The organism is Stenotrophomonas maltophilia (assembly GCF_023518235.1).
Classification (GTDB): domain Bacteria; phylum Pseudomonadota; class Gammaproteobacteria; order Xanthomonadales; family Xanthomonadaceae; genus Stenotrophomonas.
Genome location: NZ_CP090423.1, coordinates 1,887,250 through 1,908,867, shown reverse-complemented (window position 1 = coordinate 1,908,867; position 21,618 = coordinate 1,887,250). Strand labels below are relative to the sequence as shown.

Genomic DNA, 21,618 nt, shown 5'->3' with positions numbered 1-21,618 from the left:
GCCACCTTGGAGTCAACTCCGGTGTTGCAGTGCAGCGTCAGATCTGGCCGGTGCTGGAGGTCTCATCGCGCTTTTCACGCGGCGGCAGCGGCTGCTCGCCGTGCACCAGGAACCACACGTTCTCGGCAATGTTGGTGGCGTGGTCGCCCACGCGCTCCAGGTTCTTGGCCATGAACAGCAGGTGGGTGCACGGGGTGATGTTGCGCGGGTCTTCCATCATGTAGGTCAGCAGCTCGCGGAACAGCGCGGTGTACTGCGCGTCCAGGCGCGCGTCGTCTTCGCGCAGCGCAAGTGCGGCGTCGGCGTCGTTGTCGCGGTAGGCGGCGATGGCGCGGCGCACCTGCTGCGCGGCAAGGCGGCCCAGCGCGCGCAGGCCCTGGATCTGCGGCAGCGGCGGCACCTTGCCCAGCGCGATCGAGCGCTTGGCCACGTTGGCCGCGTAGTCGCCGATGCGCTCGATGTCCGCCGGGATGCGCAGGCCGGCGAGGATCTCGCGCAGGTCGCGCGCCATCGGCCCACGCAGCGCCAGGCGCATCACGTCGTGGCTGATCTGCTGTTCCAGCGCGTCGATCGCTTCATCATTGGCAATGATGCGATGGGCAGCGTTCTCGTCGCGCTTCTCGATCACGTCCATCGCCGCTTCGAGCTGGGCGACGGCCATCTCGCCCATGCGGACGATTTCGGCCACCAGGCGCTGCTGTTCTTCGTCGTAGCTCTTGACGATGTGGTCGTTGGGAAGATTCATGGTTGTTCCACTCTGTAGAGTCGAGCCATGCTCGACTGCCGTTGTCTGTAGAGTCGAGCCACGCTCGACTGCCGTTTCAGCCGAAGCGACCGGTGATGTAGTCCTCGGTCTGCCGCTGAGACGGCTGCGAGAAGATCACTTCGGTACGGTCGTGCTCGATCAGGTCACCCAGGTACATGAAGGCGGTGTAGTCGGACACGCGCGCGGCCTGCTGCATGTTGTGGGTGACGATGACGATGGTGTACTCGTTCTTCAGCTCTTCGACCAGCTGCTCGATGCGGCTGGTGGAGATCGGGTCCAGCGCCGAGGTCGGCTCGTCCAGCAGTAGCACCGACGGGCGCAGGGCCACGGCACGGGCGATGCACAGGCGCTGCTGCTGGCCGCCAGACAGGCCCAGTGCGCTCTGCCCCAGCTTGTCCTTCACTTCGTCCCACAGCGCGCCCTGGCGCAGCGCCTGCTCGACGCGGTCGGCCATGTCGGCCTTGCTCAGCTTCTCGTGGTGGCGGATGCCGTAGGCCACGTTCTCGAAGATGGTCATCGGGAACGGCACCGGCTTCTGGAACACCATGCCGACCTTGCTGCGCAGGCGGTTCATCGGGTACTTCGGCGACAGGATGTTCTCGCCGTCCAGCAGCACCTCACCGCGCGCTTCCAGCTTCGGGTACAGCGCGTAGATGCGGTTGAAGATGCGCAGCAGGGTCGACTTGCCGCAACCGGAGGGACCGATCAGCGCGGTCACGCGCTTTTCCGGAATCTCCAGGTTGATGCCCTTCAAGGCATGGAACTTGTCGTAGTAGAAGTCCAGTCCGCGCGCGGCAAGCTTGACCGGAGCCGGCGTGTGCAGGCTCTCGTGCGAGGACGGCACGGCGATGCGCTGCATCGGCACGGCGTTGGAAAGGTCGTTCATGGCGTTATCCACGGAAAGGTCAGTCATGGGAGATACGGTTGCGCAGCAGGATGCCGCGGGCGGCAAGGCTGACCAGCAACACGAAGACGGTGAGCACCAGGGCACCGGCCCAGGCCAGCACCTGCCAGGATTCATACGGGCTGCCGGCGAACTGGTTCATCACCACCGGTACCGAGGCCATCGGCTGGAAGATGTTGTTGTTCCAGTACTGGTTGCCGAAGGCGGTGAACAGCAGCGGCGCGGTCTCGCCGGAGATGCGGGCCAGCGCCAGCAGGATGCCGGTGATGATGCCGGCCGACGCGCTGCGGTACAGCACCTGCACGATCACCTTCCACTGCGGGATGCCCAGCGACAGCGCCGCTTCGCGCATCTGCGAGGGCACCAGGCGCAGCATCTCGTCGGTGGTGCGCACCACCACCGGCAGCACGATGAAGGCCAGCGACAGCGCACCGGCGAAGGCCGAGAAGTTGCCGCCGGTCTGCATCACGTACAGCGTGTAGACGAACAGGCCGAGCACGATGGACGGGGCCGACAGCAGGATGTCGTTGACGAAGCGGACCACGGTGCCGGCCTTGCGGGCGTTGCCGTACTCGGCCAGCCAGGTGCCGGCCAGCACGCCCAGCGGGGTGCCGATGCCGATGGCCAGTGCACACATCACCGCACTGCCGAAGAAGGCGTTGGCCAGGCCGCCTTCCTGCATCGGCGGCGGTGTCATCTTGGTGAACAGATCCCAGTTGATGCCGGCCAGGCCCTTCGAGGCCAGGGTAAACAGGATCCAGCCCAGGAAGAACAGGCCGAACAGGGCGGTGGCGCAGGACGCCGCGATGGCAACGACATTGCCGATGCGGCGGCGCAGGTACAGTGAATCAGCGGTAGTGGACATCAGTTGCCCTCCTTGCGGGACAGGCGCATCAGCATCAGGCGGGCGATGGCCAGCACCACGAAGGTGACGATGAACAGGACGAAGCCGAGCAGCAGCAGGGCCGAACGATAGGTTTCAGTGGCTTCGCCGAAGTCGTTGGCGATCAGCGCGGCGATGGTGGTGCCCGGTTCCAGCAGCGACGGCGACAGGCGCACGCTGTTGCCGATCACGAAGGCCACCGCCATCGTCTCGCCCAGGGCGCGGCCGAGGCCGAGGAAGATGCCGCCGATCACCGCCGAGCGGGTGTAGGGCAGCACGATGTCCCAGCTCACTTCCCACTTGGTGGAACCCAGCGCATAGGCCGATTCCTTAAGGCGGGTCGGCACGGTCAGGAACACTTCGCGCATCACCGAGGAGATGAACGGGATGACCATGATGGCCAGCACGAAACCGGCGGTGAGCATGCCGATGCCCAGCGGCGGGCCCTGGAACATCGGGCCGATGATCGGCCATTCGCCCAGGGTTTCGTTGAGGAACGGGGTGACGTACTCGGTCATCACCGGCACCAGCACGAACAGGCCCCACATGCCGTAGATGATCGAGGGGATGCCGGCCAGCAGTTCGATGGCGGTGCCGACCGGGCCGCGCAGCCAGCGCGGAGCGACTTCGGTGAGGAAGAAGGCGATGCCGAAGCTGACCGGCACGGCGATGACCATCGCGATCAGTGCGGTGACCAGGGTGCCGTAGATCGGAGCGAGGGCGCCGAACTTGTTTTCGACCGGATTCCAGTCGGCCGAGAAGAAGAAGCTCAGGCCCTGCATCTGCAGGGCATGGCGGCCGCCCCACAGCATCGACAGCGCGGCGCAGGCCAGGGCGATCAGGACGAAGACGACGGTGCCGACCAGCACCCATCGGAACAGTTTGTCGTTGCGGGCATCACGCGCATCACGCGTGGACGGGGCGGCTACAGGCTGGGCGATGGCATTCATGGGGACGGCAGGGCCAGGAAGGGGCGGGGCGGTACGGCGTGGAAGCAGCGGTGCCCGCGCGGGGCGGGCACCGTCGTGTCCATCACTTCAGGTCGGTCGCCCAGTAGGCCTCGATCTGCTTGACCAGCTCGGCCGGCAGCGGCACGTAGTGCAGCTCGTTGGCCTGGGCCTGGCCGTTCTCGAAGGCCCACTTGAAGAAGGCCAGGGTGTCCTGGTTGCGCTTGGCGTCCTTCGGCTGCTTCTGCATCAGCATGAAGTTGGTGGCGGTGATCGGCCACGCCTGCTCGCCCGGGGCGTTGGTGATGACCAGGTTGAAGTCCTTGGCGCTGGCCCAGTCGGCGCTGGCTGCTGCGGCGGCGAAGGTTTCCGCGCTCGGCGCGACCCAGTTGCCGGCCGCGTTCTGCATGGCGGTGTACGGCATGCCGTTCTGCAGCGCATAGGCCAGTTCGACGTAGCCGATCGAGCCCTTGATCTGCTTCACGTACGAAGCGACGCCTTCATTGCCCTTGCCACCGACGCCATCCGGCCACTGCACCGAGGTGCCTTCGCCAACCTTGCTCTTCCACTCCGGGCTGACCTTGGACAGGTAGTTGGAGAAGTTGAAGGTGGTGCCCGAACCGTCCGAACGGTGGACCAGGGTGATCTTGCCGTCCGGCAGCTTCACGCCCGGGTTGGCGGCGACGATGGCCGGATCGTTCCAGGTCTTGACCTTGCCCAGGAAGATGTCGGCCAGCAGGGCGCCGCTCAGGCGCAGTTTGCCGGCTTCCAGGCCTTCGATGTTGACCACTGGCACCACGCCGCCGATGGCGGACGGGAACTGCGCCAGGCCGGCCTGGGCCAGCTCTTCGCTGCTCAGCGGCTTGTCGGAGGAACCGAAATCGACGGTGCCGGCCTTGATCTGGGCGATGCCGCCGCCGGAACCGATCGACTGGTAGTTGATCTTGGCGCCGGTGGTGGCGTTGTAGTCAGCCGACCATTTGGAGACCAGCGGGAAGATGAAGGAGGCGCCCGCGCCGGACACTTCAGCGGTCACCTTGGCACCGGCGGCGGCCGGAGCGGCGGCACCGTCGGCAGCCGGCTGCTGCGCGGCCTGCTTGTCGCCACCGCAGGCCGACAGGCCCAGGGCGATGGCCAGGGAAAGGGCGGCAAGGCCGGCCGAGTGCAGTTTCATGGTCACTCCATAGCGGGGTAGAGCCGACGTGGTCGGCGGATGCGGCTATGAAATGATGTTTTTGTTACAGCCGTATTACGACCATGACAGAGGTGTCCTGGATCACGTTCTGACAGGGGTTTCACGGGGTTGGCCCCATCCCGCAGAGCCCGGGATGCCCCGGATCTGCGCACCGATATGACGGCAAGCGCGCTGGGTAGAGTCGAGCCATGCTCGACTGCTCCCTGTCCTCGGTAGGTGCGGACCGTTGGTGGGCACGCTCCAGCACCCAGCCGAGCGTGGGCTCGGCTCTACAGAGGCAGATGCATCCCCAAAAACAAGAAGAGCGCGGGATCTCGAGGATCTCGCGCCCGGTTGGGGCCGGCGGGGGAGAGAGGACCCGCCGGCCCCGTTCCTGCGGGGGAACGCTTACTTCAGGTTCTGCGACCAGTAGGTCTCGATCTGGCGCACCAGGCTGTCCGGCAGCGGCACATAGTCCAGCTGGCGGGCCTGAGCGTCGCCGCTCTTGTAGACCCAGCGGAAGAATTCCTGGGTGGCCTTGCCATTGGCCGCATTCTTCGGCTTCTTGTGCACCAGAATGAAGTTGGTGGCGGTGATCGGCCAGGACTCGGCACCCGGCGCGTTGGTCATCACCAGGTAGAAGTCCTTGGCGCTGGCCCAGTCGGCGCTGGCGGCGGCCGCAGCGAACGAGGCGTCGCTCGGCTGCACGAACTTGCCGGCGGCGTTCTTCATCGCGGTGTACGACAGCTTGTTCTGCAGCGCGTAGGACAGTTCGACGTAGCCGATACCACCCTTGATCTGCTTCACGTAGGCGGCAACGCCTTCGTTGCCCTTGCCGCCGATGCCGGCCGGCCACTGGACCGACGTGCCTTCACCGACCGAGCTCTTCCACTCCGGGCTGACCTTGGACAGGTAGTTGACGAAGTTGAAGGTGGTGCCCGAGCCGTCCGAACGGTGCACGACAGTGATTTTGGCGCTCGGCAGGGTCACGCCCGGGTTCAGCGCGGCGATGGCCGGGTCGTTCCAGGTCTTGATCTTGCCCAGGAAGATGTTGGCCAGCACGGTGCCGTCCAGCTTCAGTGCGCCCGGGGCGATGCCGGCCACGTTGACCACCGGCACCACGCCGCCGATCACCGACGGGAACTGGGCCAGGCCCGAGGCGGCCAGTTCTTCCGGCTTCAGCGGGGCGTCGGAGGAGCCGAAATCAACGGTCTTGGCCTTGATCTGCGCAATACCGCCGCCCGAGCCGATCGACTGGTAGTTGACCTTGTTGCTGGTGGCGGCGTTGTAGTCGGCCGACCACTTGGACATCACCGGATAGATGAACGAGGCGCCCGCGCCGGTGATTTCAGCGGCGTTGGCGGCGAACACGGACGACGCTGCGAAGACGGCAACGGCAACGCGCGACTTGAAGGCGTGGATCACGGGGTGGCTCCTGGGTTGATTGGGATGCGGGGTTACCCGCCCGGCGCACATTCCATAACGATTCGATGACAGCGCAGGGACCGTTGTATGACGCAACCGTTACAGCGCTGGCCGCTGCGGTTGCGACGCAGTCCGTGAAGGTTTCGCGCGCGCTCCCAGGATGCGGGGAAGCGCACCACCACCCTCTATCTATATGTCGTCAACGGAGCATCTGGACCGACGCGTGCGCATCCCGGGAATGCGCATCCGGCAGCGATGCCAGCGCCACGAACGTGGCCGCACGGCGCCGCGCTGCAGGTTGAGGGCGATACATCACGCCCTGTACCGCAAGGCCTCGACACAGGCCACGACCGAATTGCGTCGTCCGCATGACCGCACGAAGAAACCTGTGTTTGGTGCGCAGTTTGTCATTCGACTGTCATGGTTTTAACGGAACGTTCGCAAAACGCTTGACCGGCCTGCCGGCGTGGCGTTCTGCCCAAGCCATTCCAACCCTCTGGAGAGATCCAAAATGCGTTCCCATTTGCTCGCCGCCGCGGTCGTTGCAAGCCTCGGTCTGGTTTCCGCCGACGCCTTCGCAGCCCCCGCCAGCTCGGGCGTTTCCCAGGCACAGCTGCAGCAGCTGCAGGCACAGATCGCCGCGCTGCAGGCCCAGGTCCAGCAGTTGCAGAACGATTCGCAGGCGCTGCAGGCGCAGTCCGACGCGCAGTCCGAAGTGAACATCACCCAGGCCCAGGCCCTGGAAACGGCGCAGAAGACCCAGACCAGCGTCGACAAGCTGGCCAAGCTGGTCAATGACAACAAGATCGGCGGTCGCATGTTCTTCGACCTGACCAACATCGACAAGACCAGTAACGGCAAGGACACCGCCGCCAGCGGCACCGGTCTGGACGTCAAGCGCTTCTACCTGACCGTCGACCACAAGTTCAACGATATCTGGTCGGCCAACCTGACCACCGACTTCCAGTACAGCTCGGCCATCGGCAACACCGAACTGTTCGTCAAGAAGGCCTACGTGCAGGGCAGCTTCGACCCGGCCTTCAACCTGCGCGTCGGTGCCGCCGACATGCCGTGGATTCCGTACGTCGAGAAGTTCTACGGCATGCGTTATGTCGAGAACACCCTGACCGACCGCCTGAAGTACGGCAACTCGTCCGACTGGGGCCTGCATGGCTTCGGCAACCTGGGCAACAACTTCAACTACGCCGTCTCGGTGGTGTCCGGCGCCGGCTACAAGAACCCGACCCGCAGCAAGGGCATGGACGTGGAAGGCCGCGTGGCCTACACCCCGAACGAGAACTTCGTGGTCGCCGTCGGTGGCTACAGCGGCAAGCTGGGCAAGGAAACCGACATCCAGAGCGCCGAGAACACCTACACCCGCGCCAACGCGATGGTGGCCTACGCCGACAGCGACTTCCGTGTCGGTGGTGAGTACTTCCAGGCCAAGAACCTCAACAACGTGACGACCGTTGCCACCGACAAGTCCAGCGGCTGGTCGGTGTGGGGCAGCGTGCGCGTGACCGACGGCGGCATCAACGTGTTCGGTCGCTACGATGACACCGACGTCAGCAAGACCCTGGACCCGACCCTGAGTGACAAGTACTGGAACGTCGGTGTCGAGTTCCCGGTCATGAAGAACCTCAAGCTGTCGACCGTGTACAAGTACACGCACCTGGCCAACGCCAGCGACAAGAAGAACGACAAGACCAAGGAATTCGGCGTCTGGGGCGACCTGTCGTTCTGATGGCCTGAAGCCTGGTTGTCTGCAAACGGAAACGGCGGGCCTTGTGCCCGCCGTCTTCGTTTGATCACACACCTGGTGCTGCGTCACGCCGGCGCGGTGGTCTTTTCCTTGAACCGGCACAGGTCGGCGATCACGCAGCCCGGGCAATCCGGCTTGCGCGCCTTGCACACATAGCGTCCGTGCAGGATCAGCCAGTGATGCGCGTCGAGCAGGAACTCGGCCGGAATCACCTTCACCAGCTTGTCTTCCACTTCGCGCACGTTCTTGCCCGGGGCCAGGCCGGTACGGTTGGCCACGCGGAAGATATGCGTATCCACCGCCATCACCGGTTCACCGAACGCGGTGTTGAGCACCACGTTGGCGGTCTTGCGGCCGACGCCGGGCAGCGCTTCCAGCGCGTCGCGATCGCGCGGCACTTCACCCCCATGCTTTTCCAGCAGGATCGCGCAGGTGGCGATCACGTTCTTCGCCTTGGCGTTGAACAGGCCGATGGTGGCGATGTACTGCTTCAGGCCATCCTCGCCCAGCGCGAGGATCTTTGCCGGCGTGTTGGCCACCGGGAACAGGCGACGGGTGGCCTTGTTGACGCCGACGTCGGTAGCCTGCGCCGACAGCGCCACCGCCACCAGCAGTTCGAACGGCGAGCTGTATTCCAGTTCGGTCTTCGGGTGCGGGTTGAGTTCGCGCAGGCGGGTGAACATCTCCACCACGTCGGCGCGCGGCATCGCGCCGGCACGGCGCGCCGGGGCGCGCAGGGTCTTTTTCGCGGTGGCCATTACTGCTCCTTGCCGCTGGCGCGGGCCTTGGCCCGGGCGAGGATGGCGGCCGCCGCAGCGGGCAGGGCGGGCTTCACATCCGGCGCCGGGGCCGGCGTGCGGCGTGCGTCGCGCTCGGCCTCGCGTCGTGCCAGGCGCACCGCACGGGCGCGGTAACGCTCGCGCGCGGCCCAGGCCGTATGCAGCTGCTGCTGGGCCTGCTGCAGGCGCTGCGGAAGCTCGGGGTGGCCGGGCAGCAACTGTTCGTCACCGGCACGGGCCACATAGTCCATCAGCCCGGCCTGCAGGGCGCCATCGAGATCGTCTGCCTGGACCCGGGCGAACAGCTGCGCGGGATTGGGTCGGGATGCCATGGCGTCAGCGGTTCTGGAAGGCCGGCGGGCGGCGCTGCAGGAAGGCGCTGGTGCCTTCGCGCATGTCCTCGGTGGCGAACAGCAGGCCGAACTGCGCGCTCTCGTATTCCAGGCCGGCCTCCAGGCTGCATTCGCCGCCTACGTGCACCGCATCGAGCAGGCCACGCAGGGCCAGCGGTGCCGAGCGCGCCAGCTGGCGGGCGACATCCTGGACGCGGTTGTCCAGCGCGTCGGCCGGCACCACTTCGTTGACGATGCCCAGTTCCAGCGCACGCGCGGCGGTGATCGGCGCACCCAGCAGGCACAGCTCCAGGGTGGCGGCGCGACCGCACAGGCGCAGCAGGCGCTGGCTGCCGCCGAAGCCGGGAATCAGGCCGAGGTTGATCTCCGGTTGGCCGACCTTGGCGGTATCGGCGGCAATGCGCAGGTGGCAGGCCATCGCCAGCTCCAGGCCGCCGCCCAGTGCAAAGCCGTTCACGCGGGCGATCACCGGCTTGGGCATGCGTTCAATCTGGCGCATCAGGGCCTGGCCCAGCAGCGAGAAATCACGTCCCTGAACCGCGCTGAGTGTGTTCATCTCCGTGATGTCGGCGCCGGCCACGAAGGCCTTGGGGCCGGCACCGGTCAGCACGACCACGCGCACGTCCGGGTCGGCGGCGGCCGCGCTGAACGCCTCGGCCAGGGCCTGCAGGGTCGCGGCATTGAGGGCGTTGAGCTTGTCCGGGCGCTGGACGGTCACGGTGCGGATGGCGCCGTCGTCGGCGACGGCGATCAGGGCATCGGCCACGGGGAAACTCCTGGAACGTTAAAAAAAAGTGATATTGAACTCTGCAAACGCAGACGGGTCATAGCCTGCATCGTGAGTAGCGGTTACACGTTGCGCCCGTTATCCTAACCCGTCGCCTCAGGGCGGCGCAGAACGTCCCTGAGTTACCACCCCTGGAGAACTGTTTGATGAAGTTGCGTTCTATCGCGGTCGCCGTCGCGGCCCTGGCCCTGACGGGCAATGCCTTCGCCCAGGACGTTTCGTCCGAAAAGGGCAAGCTGAGCTACTACTTCGGTTACGACTACGGCAACAACCTGGCGGAGCTGACCGGTCGCGGTGAGCAGCTGGACATCAACTCGGTGGTGAAGGGTCTGCAGGACGCCTACGCCAAGAAGCAGCCGGCGATCACCGCCGAGCAGCTGAAGCCGGCCGTTGAAGCGTTCCAGAAGCGCGAGCAGGGCCGTGCCCAGGCCGCCAAGGCCGAGTACGAAAAGGCTGCTGCCGAAAACAAGACCAAGAGCGATCAGTTCATCGCGGCGAACAAGGCCAAGGCCGGCGTGCAGTCGCTGCCGAGCGGCGTGCAGTACCGCGTGATCGAAGCCGGCAAGGGTGCCAAGCCGACCCAGGCGAGCACCGTGCAGCTGGAAGTGGCCGGTCCGTTCCCGTACGGCCAGCGCCCGACCGAAGCCCGCCCGGCCCAGCAGATCCCGTCGATCAAGGTCAGCGAAGTCGAAATGAAGGCCATGCGCGAGACCCTGCTGCAGATGCCGGCAGGCTCGAAGTGGGAAGTCACCCTGCCGCCGGACCAGGCCTACGGTGCCGACCCGCGCACCCCGTTCCCGCCGAACGTGGCTGTGCAGTTCGAGATCAAGCTGGTCAGCGTCAAGTAAATCGAAGCAGTAAACCCAACGCGCCGGTGATCTCACCGGCGCGTTTTTGTTTGCGCAAATCCCGCCCATTCGCGCTACTGTTGCCAGGTGCAAACAATGGAAGAATCGGCGCGTGTTGTCGCAAGTCCCTGCATCGGAGTGTGCACGCTGGATCCGCACCGGCAGTGCACCGGCTGCGGGCGGAACCTTGATGAGATCGCGCGGTGGTCGTCAATGAGCAATGACGAACGCAGCCGCATCCTGCATCGCGTGCAACCGTTGCGCGCGCAGCTTCAGCAGTCGCTGCACGGCTCGCTGGCCGACCATGAACGATTGATGCGCGCGCTGCATCCGTTGGCCGATCCCCCGGCCGGCGATGGCTGGAACCGCAGTGAACTGATCGATCTGTTGCCGCCGGGGCCCCCGGTGGAAGCGGCGGTGCTGGCCGGTATCGTGCCGCGCGCCAACGGCGCCCAGGTGATCCTCACCCGCCGTACCGAAACGCTGCGCACGCATGGTGGCCAGGTCGGCTTCCCCGGTGGCCGCACCGAACCTGACGACCGCGACGCGCTGGCGGCCGCACTGCGCGAAAGCCAGGAAGAAATCGCACTGGCGCCAGGCCAGGTGCAGGCACTGGGGTATCTGGATCCCTTCGTGACGATTACCGGCTACCGGGTCACCCCGGTGGTGGCGGTGGTCGATCCGGACTTCGTGCCGGTACCTCAGCCCAGCGAAGTGGCCGAGGTGTTCGAGGTACCGCTGGACTACCTGATGGCTGCCGACAATCTGCGCCAGGTCGAAATCAACCATCGCGGCCGCATCCGCCACGTCCTTGAATACAGCTGGCCGGGCCAGCGCATCTGGGGGGCGACCGCGGCCATTCTCTACAACCTGCGTCGCCGCCTGGAGCAAGTGCAATGAAGCCGATCGATCCGCCGTGGACCACCCTGGTCGATGTCGCTACCCTGGCCGCTGCAGTGGGCGAGGGCGTGCGCGTGGTCGATGCACGCGCTACCGCCAGCACCGCCGTGCGCGTGGTCGATGCGCGGGCCTCGCTGGCCGATCCGCAGGCAGGTGGTGGCCAGTATCTGGCAGGGCATGTGCCGGGTGCGGTGCATGCCGATCTCAATCGTGACCTGTCCGATCTGTCGCGCGTCGGCCATGGTCGCCATCCACTGCCGGACAGCGATGCCTTTGCCGCAAAGCTGGGGCAGTGGGGCATCGGCCCCGACACCCAGGTGGTGGTCTATGACGGCAGCGACGGCAGCATGGCCGCCTCGCGCCTATGGTGGCTGTTGCGCCTGATCGGTCACCGCCGGGTGGCCGTACTCGACGGCGGCATCGCCGCCTGGCAGGCGGCCGGCCATCCGCTGGCGACCGGCCAGCAAACGGTGACAGCGCTGCCCGCCTATCCAGGTCGTTTCGACACCGCACAGATCGCAAATGCCGATGAAATCAGCGCACGCCTGAAGCACGCACCGGGTTGGCTGGTCGATGCGCGCGCCGGCGAGCGTTTCCGTGGCGAGGTGGAGCCGCTGGACCCGGTGGCGGGCCACGTGCCGGGGGCGGTCAACCGCCCGTTCGCCTTGAACGTGCTCGACGGCCGCCTGCGCGATGCACAGGAACTGCGCGCCGAACTGCAGGGCGTGATCGGCAATCGCGATCCAGAGCAGGTGGTGCTGATGTGCGGCTCCGGCGTGACCGCCTGCCATCTGTTGCTGGCGATGGAAAGTGCGGGCCTGAGCGGCGCGCGCATCTATGCCGATTCCTGGAGCGGCTGGGTCAGCGACAGCAGCCGCCCGGTTGCCACCGGTGCCTGAGCGATCCGAGCAAAAAGCAGTCGAGCATCGCTCGACTCTACAAAGGCACCCTTCGATCGATTCGACCCCGTGCCGACCAACGGTCGGCACCCACCAACAGCAGCGGGAAACTATCGAAGGCGGAGTGGGTCCGGTTGTGAGGGTGTCCGCGGCATGGATGCCGCGGCCAAGCCCCCATGGACGGGTTCACGGCGTCCCTCGCAACCGGACCCACCCCGCCATCCCACGCAATGCCAGCGTTTGACGTTGACGTTGCCTCTGCGGGTGCCGGGCGCAGCCCTGCCGCTTACCCAACAGGCTGCAACGGCACCTTCGCCAGCACCCGCGCCCACGGGAACATCGGCCCCGGGTCACGCTTGCGGGCCACCGTCAGCGCCGGATCATCACTGGCCGGCACCTGCTCCCGGTCCAGCTGGTCGTGCCCGGCAATCCGCCGCAGCGACGGGTAGCGCGCCACCAGCGCCAGCAGCAGCCGCTCCAGCGCGTCCAGCTGCGCCTCGGTGTAGGGCTCATCCATCGCCTGATGGCGGCTGTCGAACCAGTCCGGGTAGCGCCCGCTATTGACCAGTTCGATGCCCAGCGTATGCGCGTTCATGCCGCGAACGTGGTGGGCGACCCGCTCCGGCGCCACGTACTGCACCACGCGGCCATCGCGGTCGATATAGAAGTGGCCACTGTTGCCGGCGCCGCTCTCGTACAGCACGCGCTCGCCGTACTCGCGGGCCATGGCCAGGTCGGGCAGCTCGGTGCAGTGGATCACCACCAACTCCAGCGTGGCCGGGTCGCGCAGCGGCAGGCGGTCGTGGTAGGGCAGGGGCTGCAGCTGCAGGCCGGGCAGGAGCGGGTTGGGCATCCGGCGATGCTAGCATTGCGGCATGAACCTGCCTTCCCTTTCCTCCTCGCTGCGCGCGCACGGAGCCTGTGCATGAGCCGCGGCCACTGCATCCTGTCCCACGGCTTCGAGAGTGGCCCGGAAGCGACCAAGGTCACCGCGCTGGCCGCGGTTGCGCAGCGCCTGGGCTGGACCCATGAGCGCCCCGACTATACCGACCTGGACGCGATGAGCGAGGTGAGCCGTGTGGGCGACGTGCCCACGCGCCTGCAGCGCCTGGTGGAACGTGCTGCTTTGGCCGCCCAACAGGGTCCGGTGGTGCTGGCCGGTTCCAGCCTGGGCGCCTACATCTCCGCCATCGCCTCGCTGCAGGTGCCGGTGGCCGGCCTGTTCCTGATGGTGCCGCCGACCACCATGGGTCCGATGCCGGCGCTGGATGCTGCTGCGGTGCCGACCACGGTGGTGCAGGCCTGGCATGACGACGTGGTCCCGGCCGCCGGGGTCATCGCTTGGGCGCAGGCGCGCGCGGCGCAGCTGCTGCTGGTTGACGATGGGCACCGCCTGGAGCGCCACGTGGAGGCCTCCGCACAGGCCTTCGAGCGCCTGCTGCGGCAACTGTGAAGCCCGGGCGCACGGCGCGCCCGCCCGCTTTGACTACAATGGCAGCCCCGCCGCCCCTGGCGCGGGCCTGCCGGCCGTGCTTGCGGCCCTCCTTTCCGACCGGCCCGGCCCCTGTGCCGCGCCCGACCACCTGCGAACCGATCCCGTGAAATTCTTCGTCTCCTGCGCCAAGGGCCTGGAATACCTGCTTGCCGATGAACTGTCGGCCCTGGGCCTTGGCAAGGCCACTGCCACCATTGCCGGCGTCAACGCCGAGGGCGAACTGGAGCAGGCGCTGCGGATCGTGATGTGGTCGCGCCTGGCCAGCCGCGTGCTGTGGCCGATCGACGAGTTCGACTGCCCGGACGAGCAGGCCCTGTATGACGGCGTGCGCGCGCTGCCGTGGCATGAGCACATCAAGCCGGAGATGACCCTGGCGGTGGACGCGCACGTGTCCGGCGACAAGATCACCCATGCGCGCTTCGCCGCACAACGGATCAAGGACGCCATCGTCGACCGCATGCGCGATGAGGGCCTGGAACGCCCCTCGGTCAACACAGACCTGCCGGACGTGCGCGTGAACCTGTCGCTGCGCAAGGGCCGTGCTTCGCTGTCGATCGATCTCGGCGGTGGCCCGTTGCACCGTCGTGGCTGGCGTGGTGCCGCCCACGAGGCGCCGCTGAAGGAAAACCTGGCCGCCGCGCTGCTGCTGCGCGCGCAGTGGCCGCGCCTGCACGCCGCCGGCGGTGGCCTGCTGGACCCGATGTGCGGCAGCGGCACGCTGCTGATCGAAGGCGCGCTGATGGCCGCTGACGTGGCTCCCGGCCTGATGCGCCATGGCAGCCTGCCGCCGAGCCGCTGGCTGGGCTTCGACAAGGCCGCCTGGAAGGCGATCCAGAGCGAAGCGCGCGATCGCGAGGCCGCGGGCCTGGCCGCGCTGAAGCCGGTTATCCATGGCAGCGACATCGACCCGACCGCGATCCAGGCCGCGCGCGAGAATGCGGAAGTGGCGGGCGTCGCCCACGCGATCCGCTTCACCCGTGCCGACGTGGCCGACCTGGCTGCGCCTGAACAGGAGATCGGCGCGGTGGTCTGCAACCCGCCATACGACGAACGCCTGGCCGCCGATCCGGCGCTGTACCGCGCACTGGGCAATGCCCTGCAGAAGGCGGTGCCGCAGTGGCGTGCCAGCCTGCTGTGCGGCAATGATGAACTTGCTTTCGCCACCGGCCTGCGCGCCGGCAAGAAGTACCAGATGTTCAACGGCGCGCTGGAGTGCGCGCTGATCGTCTGCGATCCGATCGCTGTGCCGGGCCGCGATCCGGCGCAACCGCGTGAGCTGAGCGAAGGCGCGCAGATGGTGGCCAACCGCCTGCGCAAGAACCTGAAGAAGTTCAAGAGCTGGCGCGCGCGCGAGGACATCACCTGCTTCCGCGCCTATGACGCCGACCTGCCGGAGTATGCGGCCGCCATCGACGTCTACGAGGAGGACGGCGGCAAGCGCCGTACCTTCCTGCATGTGCAGGAATACGCGGCACCGGCGGCGATTCCGGAGAACGACGTGCGCCGTCGCCGCAACGAACTGCTGGCCGCCGCGCGTGAAGTGTTCGGCGTGCCGCCGGAACAGGTCTCGATGAAGTCGCGCGAGCGCGGCAAGGGCGGCAGCAAGTACGGACGCTTCGAGCAGCGCGATGAGTTCATCGTGGTGCGCGAGAACAACGCGCTGCTGCAGGTGAACCTGTTTGACTATCTGGACACCGGCCTGTTCCTCGACCATCGCCCGCTGCGCCGGATGATGGCCGAGCAGGTGCGTGGCAAGCGCTTCCTCAACCTGTTCTGCTACACCGGCGTGGCCAGCGTACAGGCCGCCGTGGCCGGTGCCGCCAGCACCACCAGCGTCGATCTGTCGGCCACCTACCTGCAGTGGTGCTACGACAATCTGGCCTTGAACGGCCAGGGCGGCAACCAGCACCTGCTGGTGCAGGCCGATGCGATGGCCTGGCTGGAAGCGGACCGTGGCCAGTACGACGTGATCTTCTGCGATCCGCCGACCTTCTCCAATTCCGCGCGCGCCGACGACTTCGACGTGCAGCGCGAGCAGCTGAAGCTGCTGCGTGCGGCCGTTGCGCGCCTGGCACCGGGCGGCGTGTTGTACTTCTCCAACAACTTCCGCCGCTTCAAGCTGGAGGAGAACGCCATCGCCGAATTCGCCCAGTGCCGCGAGATCACCGCGCGCACCATCGGCCCGGACTTTGAGCGCAACGCGCGTATCCACCGCGCGTGGGAGCTGAAGCGGTTGGGGTGATTCCAGCCGAAACGGAATGCCGGCCAGCGGCCGGCACTACCCATGTGCGCGCAGAACGGTAGTGCCGGGCCATGCCCGGCGAGCGTGGGCCCGGTAGATCCATGCCCTGCGTGGACGGCTCTACAGCACCAACAAGCGCCCCGGCGCATGGGCCAGCGGCCAATGTCCCCGTTCGTACAGCGCAAGCACGGGTTCCCAGTGCGCCGGCAGGCCGAGGTGCGTTTCCGGCAGGCGTTGCCGGAAGGCGAACATCGCTCCATCGCGCGCCACCAGGTGCAGGTCATGCGCACCGCAGCGCAGTGCCGGCAGATCCAGTGCCGAAAGCGCGCGCATCAACCTCCGGTTGAGTTCGCGTCGGGCGTCGGCCAGCTCGGGCGGGCGGGGCAGGGCGCCGTGAAACGGATCCGAATCGCCCAGTGCTGTGGGCATCCATTCGAAACCACCGGTATCGATGGTCCGCAGTGCTTCGGCCAGCGATCGAACGGCGACGACGCCGGCCGTCGCGGGCAGTGTTTCACCCAACCGGGAAAAGAAGCCGATTCCAGCCGTCCGTTGCATCACGCTATCCATGCAGCCATTGTAGACCCACGTCATGCGTGGATGACGCAGACCCCGTCCTGCGGCTACAGCAACCCCACCACCAGCCCGACCACCGGCAACGCGATCGCCAGCGGGGCGATCCACTTCGGCCGGTACGGGTACAGACCGAACGACAGTGCCACGCCGCCCACGGTCATCGCGCCCAGCCACAGCACCGGGCCCATTGCCCAGCCGTGGTCTGCCACGCACAGCGCGAAGGCCACCGTCAGCAACGCCCAGCCCAGCACCCGCCATTGCGTGCGCCGTGCCGGTGCGGCAGCGGCCTTGCCATGCAGGTCGTGCTGGTGCTTTTCCATCGCCAGCGACAATGCGGTGAACGCGGAGAACGACAGCGTCAGTGCCAGCAGCATCATGCGCTGGCCTCCGCTCCGGTCGTTTCTGCAGCGTTCACCGATGCCTTCGGTGCAGCCGCAGCGGCAGCACGCTTCTTCTTCTCGGCCGCACTCAGCGGCGGCGTCCAGCGCTGCATGCGCCAGCCGCACATCGCCAGCATCGCGCCGAATGCAATCATCGACAGGTCGATGCCAGCCAGCACCCAGTCACCGTTGCGCAGGGTGACGCCGAGGTGCGCGTGTGTAGTCAGCGCGTTGACCACCGGAACCAGCGCGAACGCCGCTGCACCGAGGTACAACTGCCACGCCCACATCATCCGCTTGGGCCAGATGAAGGCGGCCAGCAACGCCGCGCCCCAGGCGTAGAAGAAGACGTTGGCCTCGGCACTGGAACGCTCGGCGATGTCCAGCGGCAGCAGGCGGTTGCCCCAGAAATAGGCCGCGAAGGCGATCGGAAGGCCGGCCACGGTGCCGATGTTCAGCGCATCGACCAGGCGCAGGCCGAAGCCGGTGCGCCCGCTCTTGGCATGCTTCGGCCGTTCCTTCACCGCCCACAGCACCACGCCACTGGCTACCATCAAACAGCCGACCAGGCCGGACAGGAAGAACAACGCGCGCAGGCCCCAGTCGGCGAAGCGGGCCAGGTGCAGGCCGTACAGCACGCCCCGAGTGGCGGTGGCGCCACCGGACGGCGGCGTTTCTTCCAGCAGCGCGCCGCTGACCATGTTGTAGCGCACGGCCGGGGTGTCGGTGGACAGGCGCTTGCCGTCGCGCTGGCGGATGTCGATCACCGCATTGGCCGCGCCCGGGTTGGACACAGTGAACCCGGCCACTTCCACGCCCTGCCAATGCGCGCGTGCGCTGTCCAGCAGCTGTGCGATCGGCAGCGGGTTGGCGCGTCCTTCGGCCGGCGCGGTCACTTCCGGCATGCCACCGAAGGCCTCGAAGAAGAACTTGTCCTCATCCTGCGGGTAGGCCACCTTCACGCCCCACGGCAGGTACATGATCATCAGGGTGACGATGCCGGTGTAGGTGATCATCGCGTGGTACGGCAGCGCCATCACCGCGCTGACGTTGTGGAAATCCAGCCAGGAGCGCAGGCCCTTGTCCTTGCGGAAGGTGAAGAAGTCCTTGAAGATCTTCTTGTGGGTGATGACGCCGGTGATGATCGCCACCAGCATGAACATCGCGCAGAAGCCAACCAGGTAGCGCGCCCACAGCACCGGGATGTAGTGCAGGTCGAAGTGCAGCCGGTAGAAGAAGTCGCCGCCGCGGGTCTCGCGCGCCTTCAATGCCTGGCCGGTGTTCGGGTCCAGCGTGGCATCGCCGAAGCCACCGCGGCGGCCACGGCTGGGGTCGGCCAGCTCCGGCGGCAGCCGCCAGAACATCTGCATGGCCGGGTTGCGCGGCTGCGGCAGGGTGACGAACCAGTTCTCGGCCTGGCTGGCATTGACCTGCAGGTAGTCCACCGCGCGCTGCGCGGCGACATCGATGCTGACCTTGTTGGCCGGCAGCTCCGGACGCATCCAGCGGCTGATTTCCTCGCGGTAGTAGCTGGCGGTGCCGGCCATGAAGATCAGCAGCAGCAACCAACCGACCAGCAGCCCGGTCCAGGTGTGCAGCCAGGCCATCGACTGGCGGAATCCGTTCTTCATGCCCAGGCTCCCATCAGGCGTGCGATGCCGGCCATCAGCAGGGCCGGGACGAGGATGCCGACCCAGGCGCGCAGCGCGCTGCGGGTGGCAAACGCCCACAGTGCGGCGCAGGCGGCAACCAGGATCGCCAGCAGCATGCCGGTCAGCACGGTCTGGCCGCGCGCGCCGGGCAACGCCACCGCGCAGAACACGCTGGTCATCGAGGCCAGCGCATAGCCGCCGAAGATCGCGGCCAGCGAACGTGACAGCACGCCCCAGCGCGGGTTGGAGAAGAAGGGGCGGGGGCTGGCGGTTGCGGGCGAGCGGTCCACGGCGATCCTGCAGGTTTCAAGGGAAGAAGGCCGGCGCACCGAAGCGCGCCGGGGTTGGCCATCCGTGGCCGGGTGCCGGTCGCAGAACCGGCGCCATCCATCGGGGTCAGAGCTTCCAGCGCAGCGTCACGGTGACATTGCGTGGTTCGCCCCAGTACACGCCGTTGTAGAAACCGACATTGTTGAAGTACTTCTTGTCCAGCAGGTTGTTGATGTTGAGCTGGGCGCTGAAGTTCTCATTGAAGCGGTAGCCGCCGGCGAGGTTGACCAGATGGAACGCGTCCTGGGTGATCCTGGCCTTGCTGCGGTCGGGCTTGGTGCTGGTGTTCCAGATGCGGCTCTGCCATGTCACGCCACCACCCAGCCAGAAGCGGCCGTCGATACCGCCGGGGCGCCAGCTGGTGTTGAGCCGGAAGGTGTCCTGCGGGGCGGTGGTCCGCTGCAGCACGCCGTCCTTGTTGCGGATGACGGTGTGGGCGAAGCCGGCCGAGATGTTCCACTGCTCGCCGATGCTGCCCTGGGTTTCGATCTCCCAGCCCTTGACCTTGTTGCCCTTGCCGGTGGAGCGGTAGGCCTGGCTGCCATCGGGCAGCGAGTTCACCGGCACCGAATCATCGATCTCGGCGACGTTGTCCTGCTTGCCCTCGAACACGGCGGCCGAGGCATTGAGCAGGCCGCCGAAGAACTCGGCCTTGACGCCGGCTTCGTACATGCTGCCGACCACCGGCTCGAGATAGTTGCCGTTGCGGTCGCGGTAGTTCTGCGGCTTGAAGATGTCGGTATAGCTGACATAGCCGCTGAAAATGGAGTTGAAGTCGTAGATCAGGCCGGCATACGGGGTGAGCATGTCGTCCGGCCGGTAGCCGGTGCGGGTGGTGCGGTTGCGGTTGCCATTGGCATCGTAGCCATAGGCCCAGCTGCGGGTTTCCCAGCTGCCATAGCGCGCGCCGACCACGGCCAGCAACGGATCGGCCAGGCGCAGGCGTGCGGCGGCATAGGCTGCGCGCTGGCGCAGTTCATTCTGCGACGACAGGCGGCCGAGGCGGGTGACGGGCAGCACCGGCACCTCGCCGGTCCAATGGCGCCAGTCCGGCACCACGGCATAGGCATCGTCATAGTCGAAATCCATGCCTTCCGATTCGCCCTTGCGCACCGCCTGGCCGAGCCCGAACACCAGTTCGTGCTCGCGGCCGAACAGCTGGAACGGGCCACCAACGTTGACATCGAACACGTCCATCGTGCTGTGTTCGTTGAAGTGCGAGATGTAGGCGGTGACGCCGCTGCCATCGGCGCGCGGGTTGCCGGCCGCGCCGTACCAGACGCTGCCATCGGTATCGCGCACGGCGTGGCTGAGGTTGCCCTTCACCGACCAGCCGTTGCCCAACTGCTGCTCCAGGCGCGCGAAGCTGGTCTTTTCCACGATCGGCCAGGCGCTCCACGAGGCCGACAGATTGGTCGAGCGTGGCAGGTTTGCCGGCGCGCCATCGGCGCCCCAATACGGCACCACGCCCCAGGTCACGCCGGTGGTGCGCGGCGACTGGTACTCGTAGCCCACCTCGAACAGCGTGCTGTCGCTCAGGTCGGCCTGCACGATGCCGTAGAACACGTCCTTGTCCAGCGCATAGACATCACGGAACGAATCGCTCTGCTGCTTGGCCGCGACCAAGCGCGCACGGATGCGTCCGTCCCAGGCGACCGGGCCACCCAGGTCGGCTTCCAGACGGCGGTTGTTCCAGCGGCCCACGGTGAGGTTGGCGCCCATCTGGAAGGTATCGGTGGGGCGCTTGCGGATCATGCTGATGGTGCCGGACGGATCGCCGGCGCCGGTGGTCAGGCCGGTGGCACCACGGATCACTTCGATACGCTCGTAGATCACGTTGTCGGTGTTGGTCTTGACCGAGCCACCGAAGGTGTTGAGCATGCCATCGATCTGGAAGTTCTCGATGGTGTAGCCGCGCGAGACATAGTTGATGCGCTCGCTGTCGGTGACCGACACGCTGACCCCGGTCACCTGGCCCATCACGTCCGACAGCGAGAACAGACCCATGTCGTCCAGGCGCTGGCGGGTGATCACCGTCACCGATTGCGGGGTTTCGCGCAGCGACAAGTCCAGCTTGGTCGCACTGCGCGCGCCCTTGACCGCATAGCTGTTGGGAATCTCGCCGTCGGCGGTCACCTTCACCGTATCGAGCGTGCGCGCGGAAGGATCGGCGGTGCCGTCGGCGTGGGCCAGCGGAGCGATCATCAGTGCGGTCACGGCCAGGGCCAGCAGAGTAGGACGGGGGGAGTTGAGCGGCGTTGCCATCGGTGCGGTTCCATGCAGAACGAAACAGGCGATGGAATGCGCAGACGCAGCGGCCGTGCGCTTCGCGCACGTCGCCCAGCGAGTCCCATCGACGGGGCGCCACCCGCGCAGTGCGGGCGACCCGGTAGTCGGGGGATGTACACGGGCGAAGGGGCGGGTGGGTGCGTGCTTCCGTGCCCCGCTTGGCTAAGCGTACAACCGATCAGCAAATGATAGGCATTCGCATTTCGTTAATCAAGCGTGAGGGTGGC

At 66.7% G+C, this 21,618-nt stretch carries 21 protein-coding genes; 6 read left to right on the top strand and 15 right to left on the bottom strand.

The genetic code is table 11. The features are described 5' to 3' along the window. Positions 1 to 37: 37 nt before the first annotated feature. The 6 genes from phoU to pstS (LZ605_RS09045) form a co-directional block, all read right to left on the bottom strand. Positions 38 to 745, bottom strand: coding sequence for a phosphate signaling complex protein PhoU (gene phoU / locus LZ605_RS09070; protein ID WP_006428132.1), 708 nt, complete (start codon positions 743 to 745; stop codon positions 38 to 40). A 76-nt stretch (positions 746 to 821) separates the two neighbouring features. Beyond that, the gene (pstB, locus tag LZ605_RS09065) at positions 822 to 1,652 is read right to left on the bottom strand and encodes a phosphate ABC transporter ATP-binding protein PstB (RefSeq protein ID WP_057498350.1); all 831 of its coding nucleotides are present in this window, start codon (positions 1,650 to 1,652) and stop codon (positions 822 to 824) included. A gap of 19 nt (positions 1,653 to 1,671) precedes the next feature. Further along, a complete protein-coding gene (gene pstA / locus LZ605_RS09060) occupies positions 1,672 to 2,535 on the bottom strand; it encodes a phosphate ABC transporter permease PstA (RefSeq protein ID WP_057498349.1) in 864 nt (287 codons plus the stop codon). Further along, entirely contained in the window at positions 2,535 to 3,503 is a 969-nt protein-coding gene (gene pstC, locus LZ605_RS09055) for a phosphate ABC transporter permease subunit PstC (protein ID WP_249844551.1), read from the bottom strand. The genes pstA and pstC overlap by 1 nt, the downstream gene beginning before the upstream one ends. A gap of 82 nt (positions 3,504 to 3,585) precedes the next feature. Continuing rightward, the gene (gene pstS / locus LZ605_RS09050; RefSeq protein WP_107230370.1) at positions 3,586 to 4,674 is read right to left on the bottom strand and encodes a phosphate ABC transporter substrate-binding protein PstS; all 1,089 of its coding nucleotides are present in this window, start codon (positions 4,672 to 4,674) and stop codon (positions 3,586 to 3,588) included. Positions 4,675 to 5,082: 408 nt separating this feature from the next. Further along, entirely contained in the window at positions 5,083 to 6,099 is a 1,017-nt protein-coding gene (gene pstS / locus LZ605_RS09045; RefSeq protein ID WP_014036550.1) for a phosphate ABC transporter substrate-binding protein PstS, read from the bottom strand. Between the two features lie 511 nt (positions 6,100 to 6,610). Between pstS (LZ605_RS09045) and LZ605_RS09040 the strand changes: the two genes are divergently transcribed. Further along, a complete protein-coding gene (locus tag LZ605_RS09040) occupies positions 6,611 to 7,843 on the top strand; it encodes a porin (RefSeq protein WP_249844550.1) in 1,233 nt (410 codons plus the stop codon). An 83-nt stretch (positions 7,844 to 7,926) separates the two neighbouring features. On the opposite strand, the gene nth is transcribed toward LZ605_RS09040, so the two are convergent. The 3 genes from nth to LZ605_RS09025 are packed head-to-tail and all read right to left on the bottom strand — an operon-like array spanning position 7,927 to position 9,759. Beyond that, the gene (gene nth / locus LZ605_RS09035) at positions 7,927 to 8,619 is read right to left on the bottom strand and encodes an endonuclease III (protein ID WP_249844549.1); all 693 of its coding nucleotides are present in this window, start codon (positions 8,617 to 8,619) and stop codon (positions 7,927 to 7,929) included. Beyond that, complete coding sequence (locus LZ605_RS09030; RefSeq protein ID WP_249844548.1) at positions 8,619 to 8,972, bottom strand: hypothetical protein; 354 nt, start codon at positions 8,970 to 8,972, stop codon at positions 8,619 to 8,621. Before LZ605_RS09030 ends, nth begins: the two co-directional genes overlap by 1 nt. 4 nt (positions 8,973 to 8,976) lie before the next feature. Continuing rightward, positions 8,977 to 9,759: an enoyl-CoA hydratase/isomerase family protein gene (locus LZ605_RS09025; protein ID WP_249844547.1), complete on the bottom strand. Its 783-nt coding sequence runs from the start codon at positions 9,757 to 9,759 to the stop codon at positions 8,977 to 8,979. 167 nt (positions 9,760 to 9,926) lie between these two features. Between LZ605_RS09025 and LZ605_RS09020 the strand changes: the two genes are divergently transcribed. From LZ605_RS09020 to LZ605_RS09010, 3 genes are all read left to right on the top strand, one after another. Further along, complete coding sequence (locus LZ605_RS09020; protein WP_005408797.1) at positions 9,927 to 10,628, top strand: FKBP-type peptidyl-prolyl cis-trans isomerase N-terminal domain-containing protein; 702 nt, start codon at positions 9,927 to 9,929, stop codon at positions 10,626 to 10,628. Positions 10,629 to 10,724: 96 nt separating this feature from the next. Beyond that, the gene (locus LZ605_RS09015) at positions 10,725 to 11,528 is read left to right on the top strand and encodes a CoA pyrophosphatase (protein WP_249844546.1); all 804 of its coding nucleotides are present in this window, start codon (positions 10,725 to 10,727) and stop codon (positions 11,526 to 11,528) included. Next, entirely contained in the window at positions 11,525 to 12,427 is a 903-nt protein-coding gene (locus LZ605_RS09010) for a sulfurtransferase (protein ID WP_249844545.1), read from the top strand. Before LZ605_RS09015 ends, LZ605_RS09010 begins: the two co-directional genes overlap by 4 nt. A gap of 286 nt (positions 12,428 to 12,713) precedes the next feature. Here the strand turns inward: LZ605_RS09010 and LZ605_RS09005 are convergent, their stop codons facing one another. Beyond that, positions 12,714 to 13,280, bottom strand: a complete 567-nt coding sequence (locus tag LZ605_RS09005) for an N-acetylmuramoyl-L-alanine amidase (RefSeq protein ID WP_249844544.1) — start codon at positions 13,278 to 13,280, stop codon at positions 12,714 to 12,716. A gap of 72 nt (positions 13,281 to 13,352) precedes the next feature. Here LZ605_RS09005 and LZ605_RS09000 point away from each other — a divergent pair, with 72 nt between their 5' ends. Continuing rightward, positions 13,353 to 13,880, top strand: coding sequence for a hypothetical protein (locus LZ605_RS09000; protein ID WP_249844543.1), 528 nt, complete (start codon positions 13,353 to 13,355; stop codon positions 13,878 to 13,880). Between the two features lie 145 nt (positions 13,881 to 14,025). Further along, positions 14,026 to 16,164 (top strand): bifunctional 23S rRNA (guanine(2069)-N(7))-methyltransferase RlmK/23S rRNA (guanine(2445)-N(2))-methyltransferase RlmL, encoded by a 2,139-nt coding sequence (gene rlmKL, locus LZ605_RS08995; RefSeq protein ID WP_249844542.1) that lies wholly within the window; start codon positions 14,026 to 14,028, stop codon positions 16,162 to 16,164. A 120-nt stretch (positions 16,165 to 16,284) separates the two neighbouring features. Here rlmKL and LZ605_RS08990 read toward each other — a convergent pair whose 3' ends face one another. The 5 genes from LZ605_RS08990 to LZ605_RS08970 form a co-directional block, all read right to left on the bottom strand. After that, on the bottom strand, positions 16,285 to 16,734 hold the full coding sequence (locus tag LZ605_RS08990) for a hypothetical protein (RefSeq protein ID WP_249844541.1): 450 nt from the start codon (positions 16,732 to 16,734) through the stop codon (positions 16,285 to 16,287). A gap of 53 nt (positions 16,735 to 16,787) precedes the next feature. Beyond that, positions 16,788 to 17,117 (bottom strand): DUF3325 domain-containing protein, encoded by a 330-nt coding sequence (locus tag LZ605_RS08985; RefSeq protein WP_249844540.1) that lies wholly within the window; start codon positions 17,115 to 17,117, stop codon positions 16,788 to 16,790. Further along, positions 17,114 to 18,751: a PepSY-associated TM helix domain-containing protein gene (locus LZ605_RS08980; RefSeq protein WP_249844539.1), complete on the bottom strand. Its 1,638-nt coding sequence runs from the start codon at positions 18,749 to 18,751 to the stop codon at positions 17,114 to 17,116. Before LZ605_RS08980 ends, LZ605_RS08985 begins: the two co-directional genes overlap by 4 nt. After that, positions 18,748 to 19,062, bottom strand: a complete 315-nt coding sequence (locus tag LZ605_RS08975; RefSeq protein WP_249844538.1) for a DUF3649 domain-containing protein — start codon at positions 19,060 to 19,062, stop codon at positions 18,748 to 18,750. Before LZ605_RS08975 ends, LZ605_RS08980 begins: the two co-directional genes overlap by 4 nt. 106 nt (positions 19,063 to 19,168) lie before the next feature. Then, positions 19,169 to 21,367 carry a TonB-dependent siderophore receptor gene (locus LZ605_RS08970; RefSeq protein WP_249844537.1) on the bottom strand — a complete coding sequence of 733 codons (2,199 nt, stop codon included), beginning with the start codon at positions 21,365 to 21,367 and terminating at the stop codon, positions 19,169 to 19,171. Positions 21,368 to 21,618: the final 251 nt, after the last annotated feature.

Excerpts from the sequence above, each read along its gene's own strand:
- LZ605_RS09030 (WP_249844548.1), bottom strand. The coding sequence starts at position 8,972 with ATGGCATCCCGACCCAATCCCGCGCAGCTGTTCGCCCGGGTCCAGGCA.
- LZ605_RS08980 (WP_249844539.1), bottom strand. The coding sequence starts at position 18,751 with ATGAAGAACGGATTCCGCCAGTCGATGGCCTGGCTGCACACCTGGACC.
- pstC (WP_249844551.1), bottom strand. The coding sequence starts at position 3,503 with ATGAATGCCATCGCCCAGCCTGTAGCCGCCCCGTCCACGCGTGATGCG.
- pstS (WP_107230370.1), bottom strand. The coding sequence starts at position 4,674 with ATGAAACTGCACTCGGCCGGCCTTGCCGCCCTTTCCCTGGCCATCGCC.
- LZ605_RS09010 (WP_249844545.1), top strand. The coding sequence starts at position 11,525 with ATGAAGCCGATCGATCCGCCGTGGACCACCCTGGTCGATGTCGCTACC.
- LZ605_RS09005 (WP_249844544.1), bottom strand. The coding sequence starts at position 13,280 with ATGCCCAACCCGCTCCTGCCCGGCCTGCAGCTGCAGCCCCTGCCCTAC.
- LZ605_RS09020 (WP_005408797.1), top strand. The coding sequence starts at position 9,927 with ATGAAGTTGCGTTCTATCGCGGTCGCCGTCGCGGCCCTGGCCCTGACG.
- LZ605_RS08970 (WP_249844537.1), bottom strand. The coding sequence starts at position 21,367 with ATGGCAACGCCGCTCAACTCCCCCCGTCCTACTCTGCTGGCCCTGGCC.
- LZ605_RS09000 (WP_249844543.1), top strand. The coding sequence starts at position 13,353 with ATGAGCCGCGGCCACTGCATCCTGTCCCACGGCTTCGAGAGTGGCCCG.
- nth (WP_249844549.1), bottom strand. The coding sequence starts at position 8,619 with ATGGCCACCGCGAAAAAGACCCTGCGCGCCCCGGCGCGCCGTGCCGGC.
- pstB (WP_057498350.1), bottom strand. The coding sequence starts at position 1,652 with ATGAACGACCTTTCCAACGCCGTGCCGATGCAGCGCATCGCCGTGCCG.
- LZ605_RS09015 (WP_249844546.1), top strand. The coding sequence starts at position 10,725 with ATGGAAGAATCGGCGCGTGTTGTCGCAAGTCCCTGCATCGGAGTGTGC.
- pstA (WP_057498349.1), bottom strand. The coding sequence starts at position 2,535 with ATGTCCACTACCGCTGATTCACTGTACCTGCGCCGCCGCATCGGCAAT.
- phoU (WP_006428132.1), bottom strand. The coding sequence starts at position 745 with ATGAATCTTCCCAACGACCACATCGTCAAGAGCTACGACGAAGAACAG.
- LZ605_RS09040 (WP_249844550.1), top strand. The coding sequence starts at position 6,611 with ATGCGTTCCCATTTGCTCGCCGCCGCGGTCGTTGCAAGCCTCGGTCTG.
- LZ605_RS08990 (WP_249844541.1), bottom strand. The coding sequence starts at position 16,734 with ATGGATAGCGTGATGCAACGGACGGCTGGAATCGGCTTCTTTTCCCGG.
- LZ605_RS08985 (WP_249844540.1), bottom strand. The coding sequence starts at position 17,117 with ATGATGCTGCTGGCACTGACGCTGTCGTTCTCCGCGTTCACCGCATTG.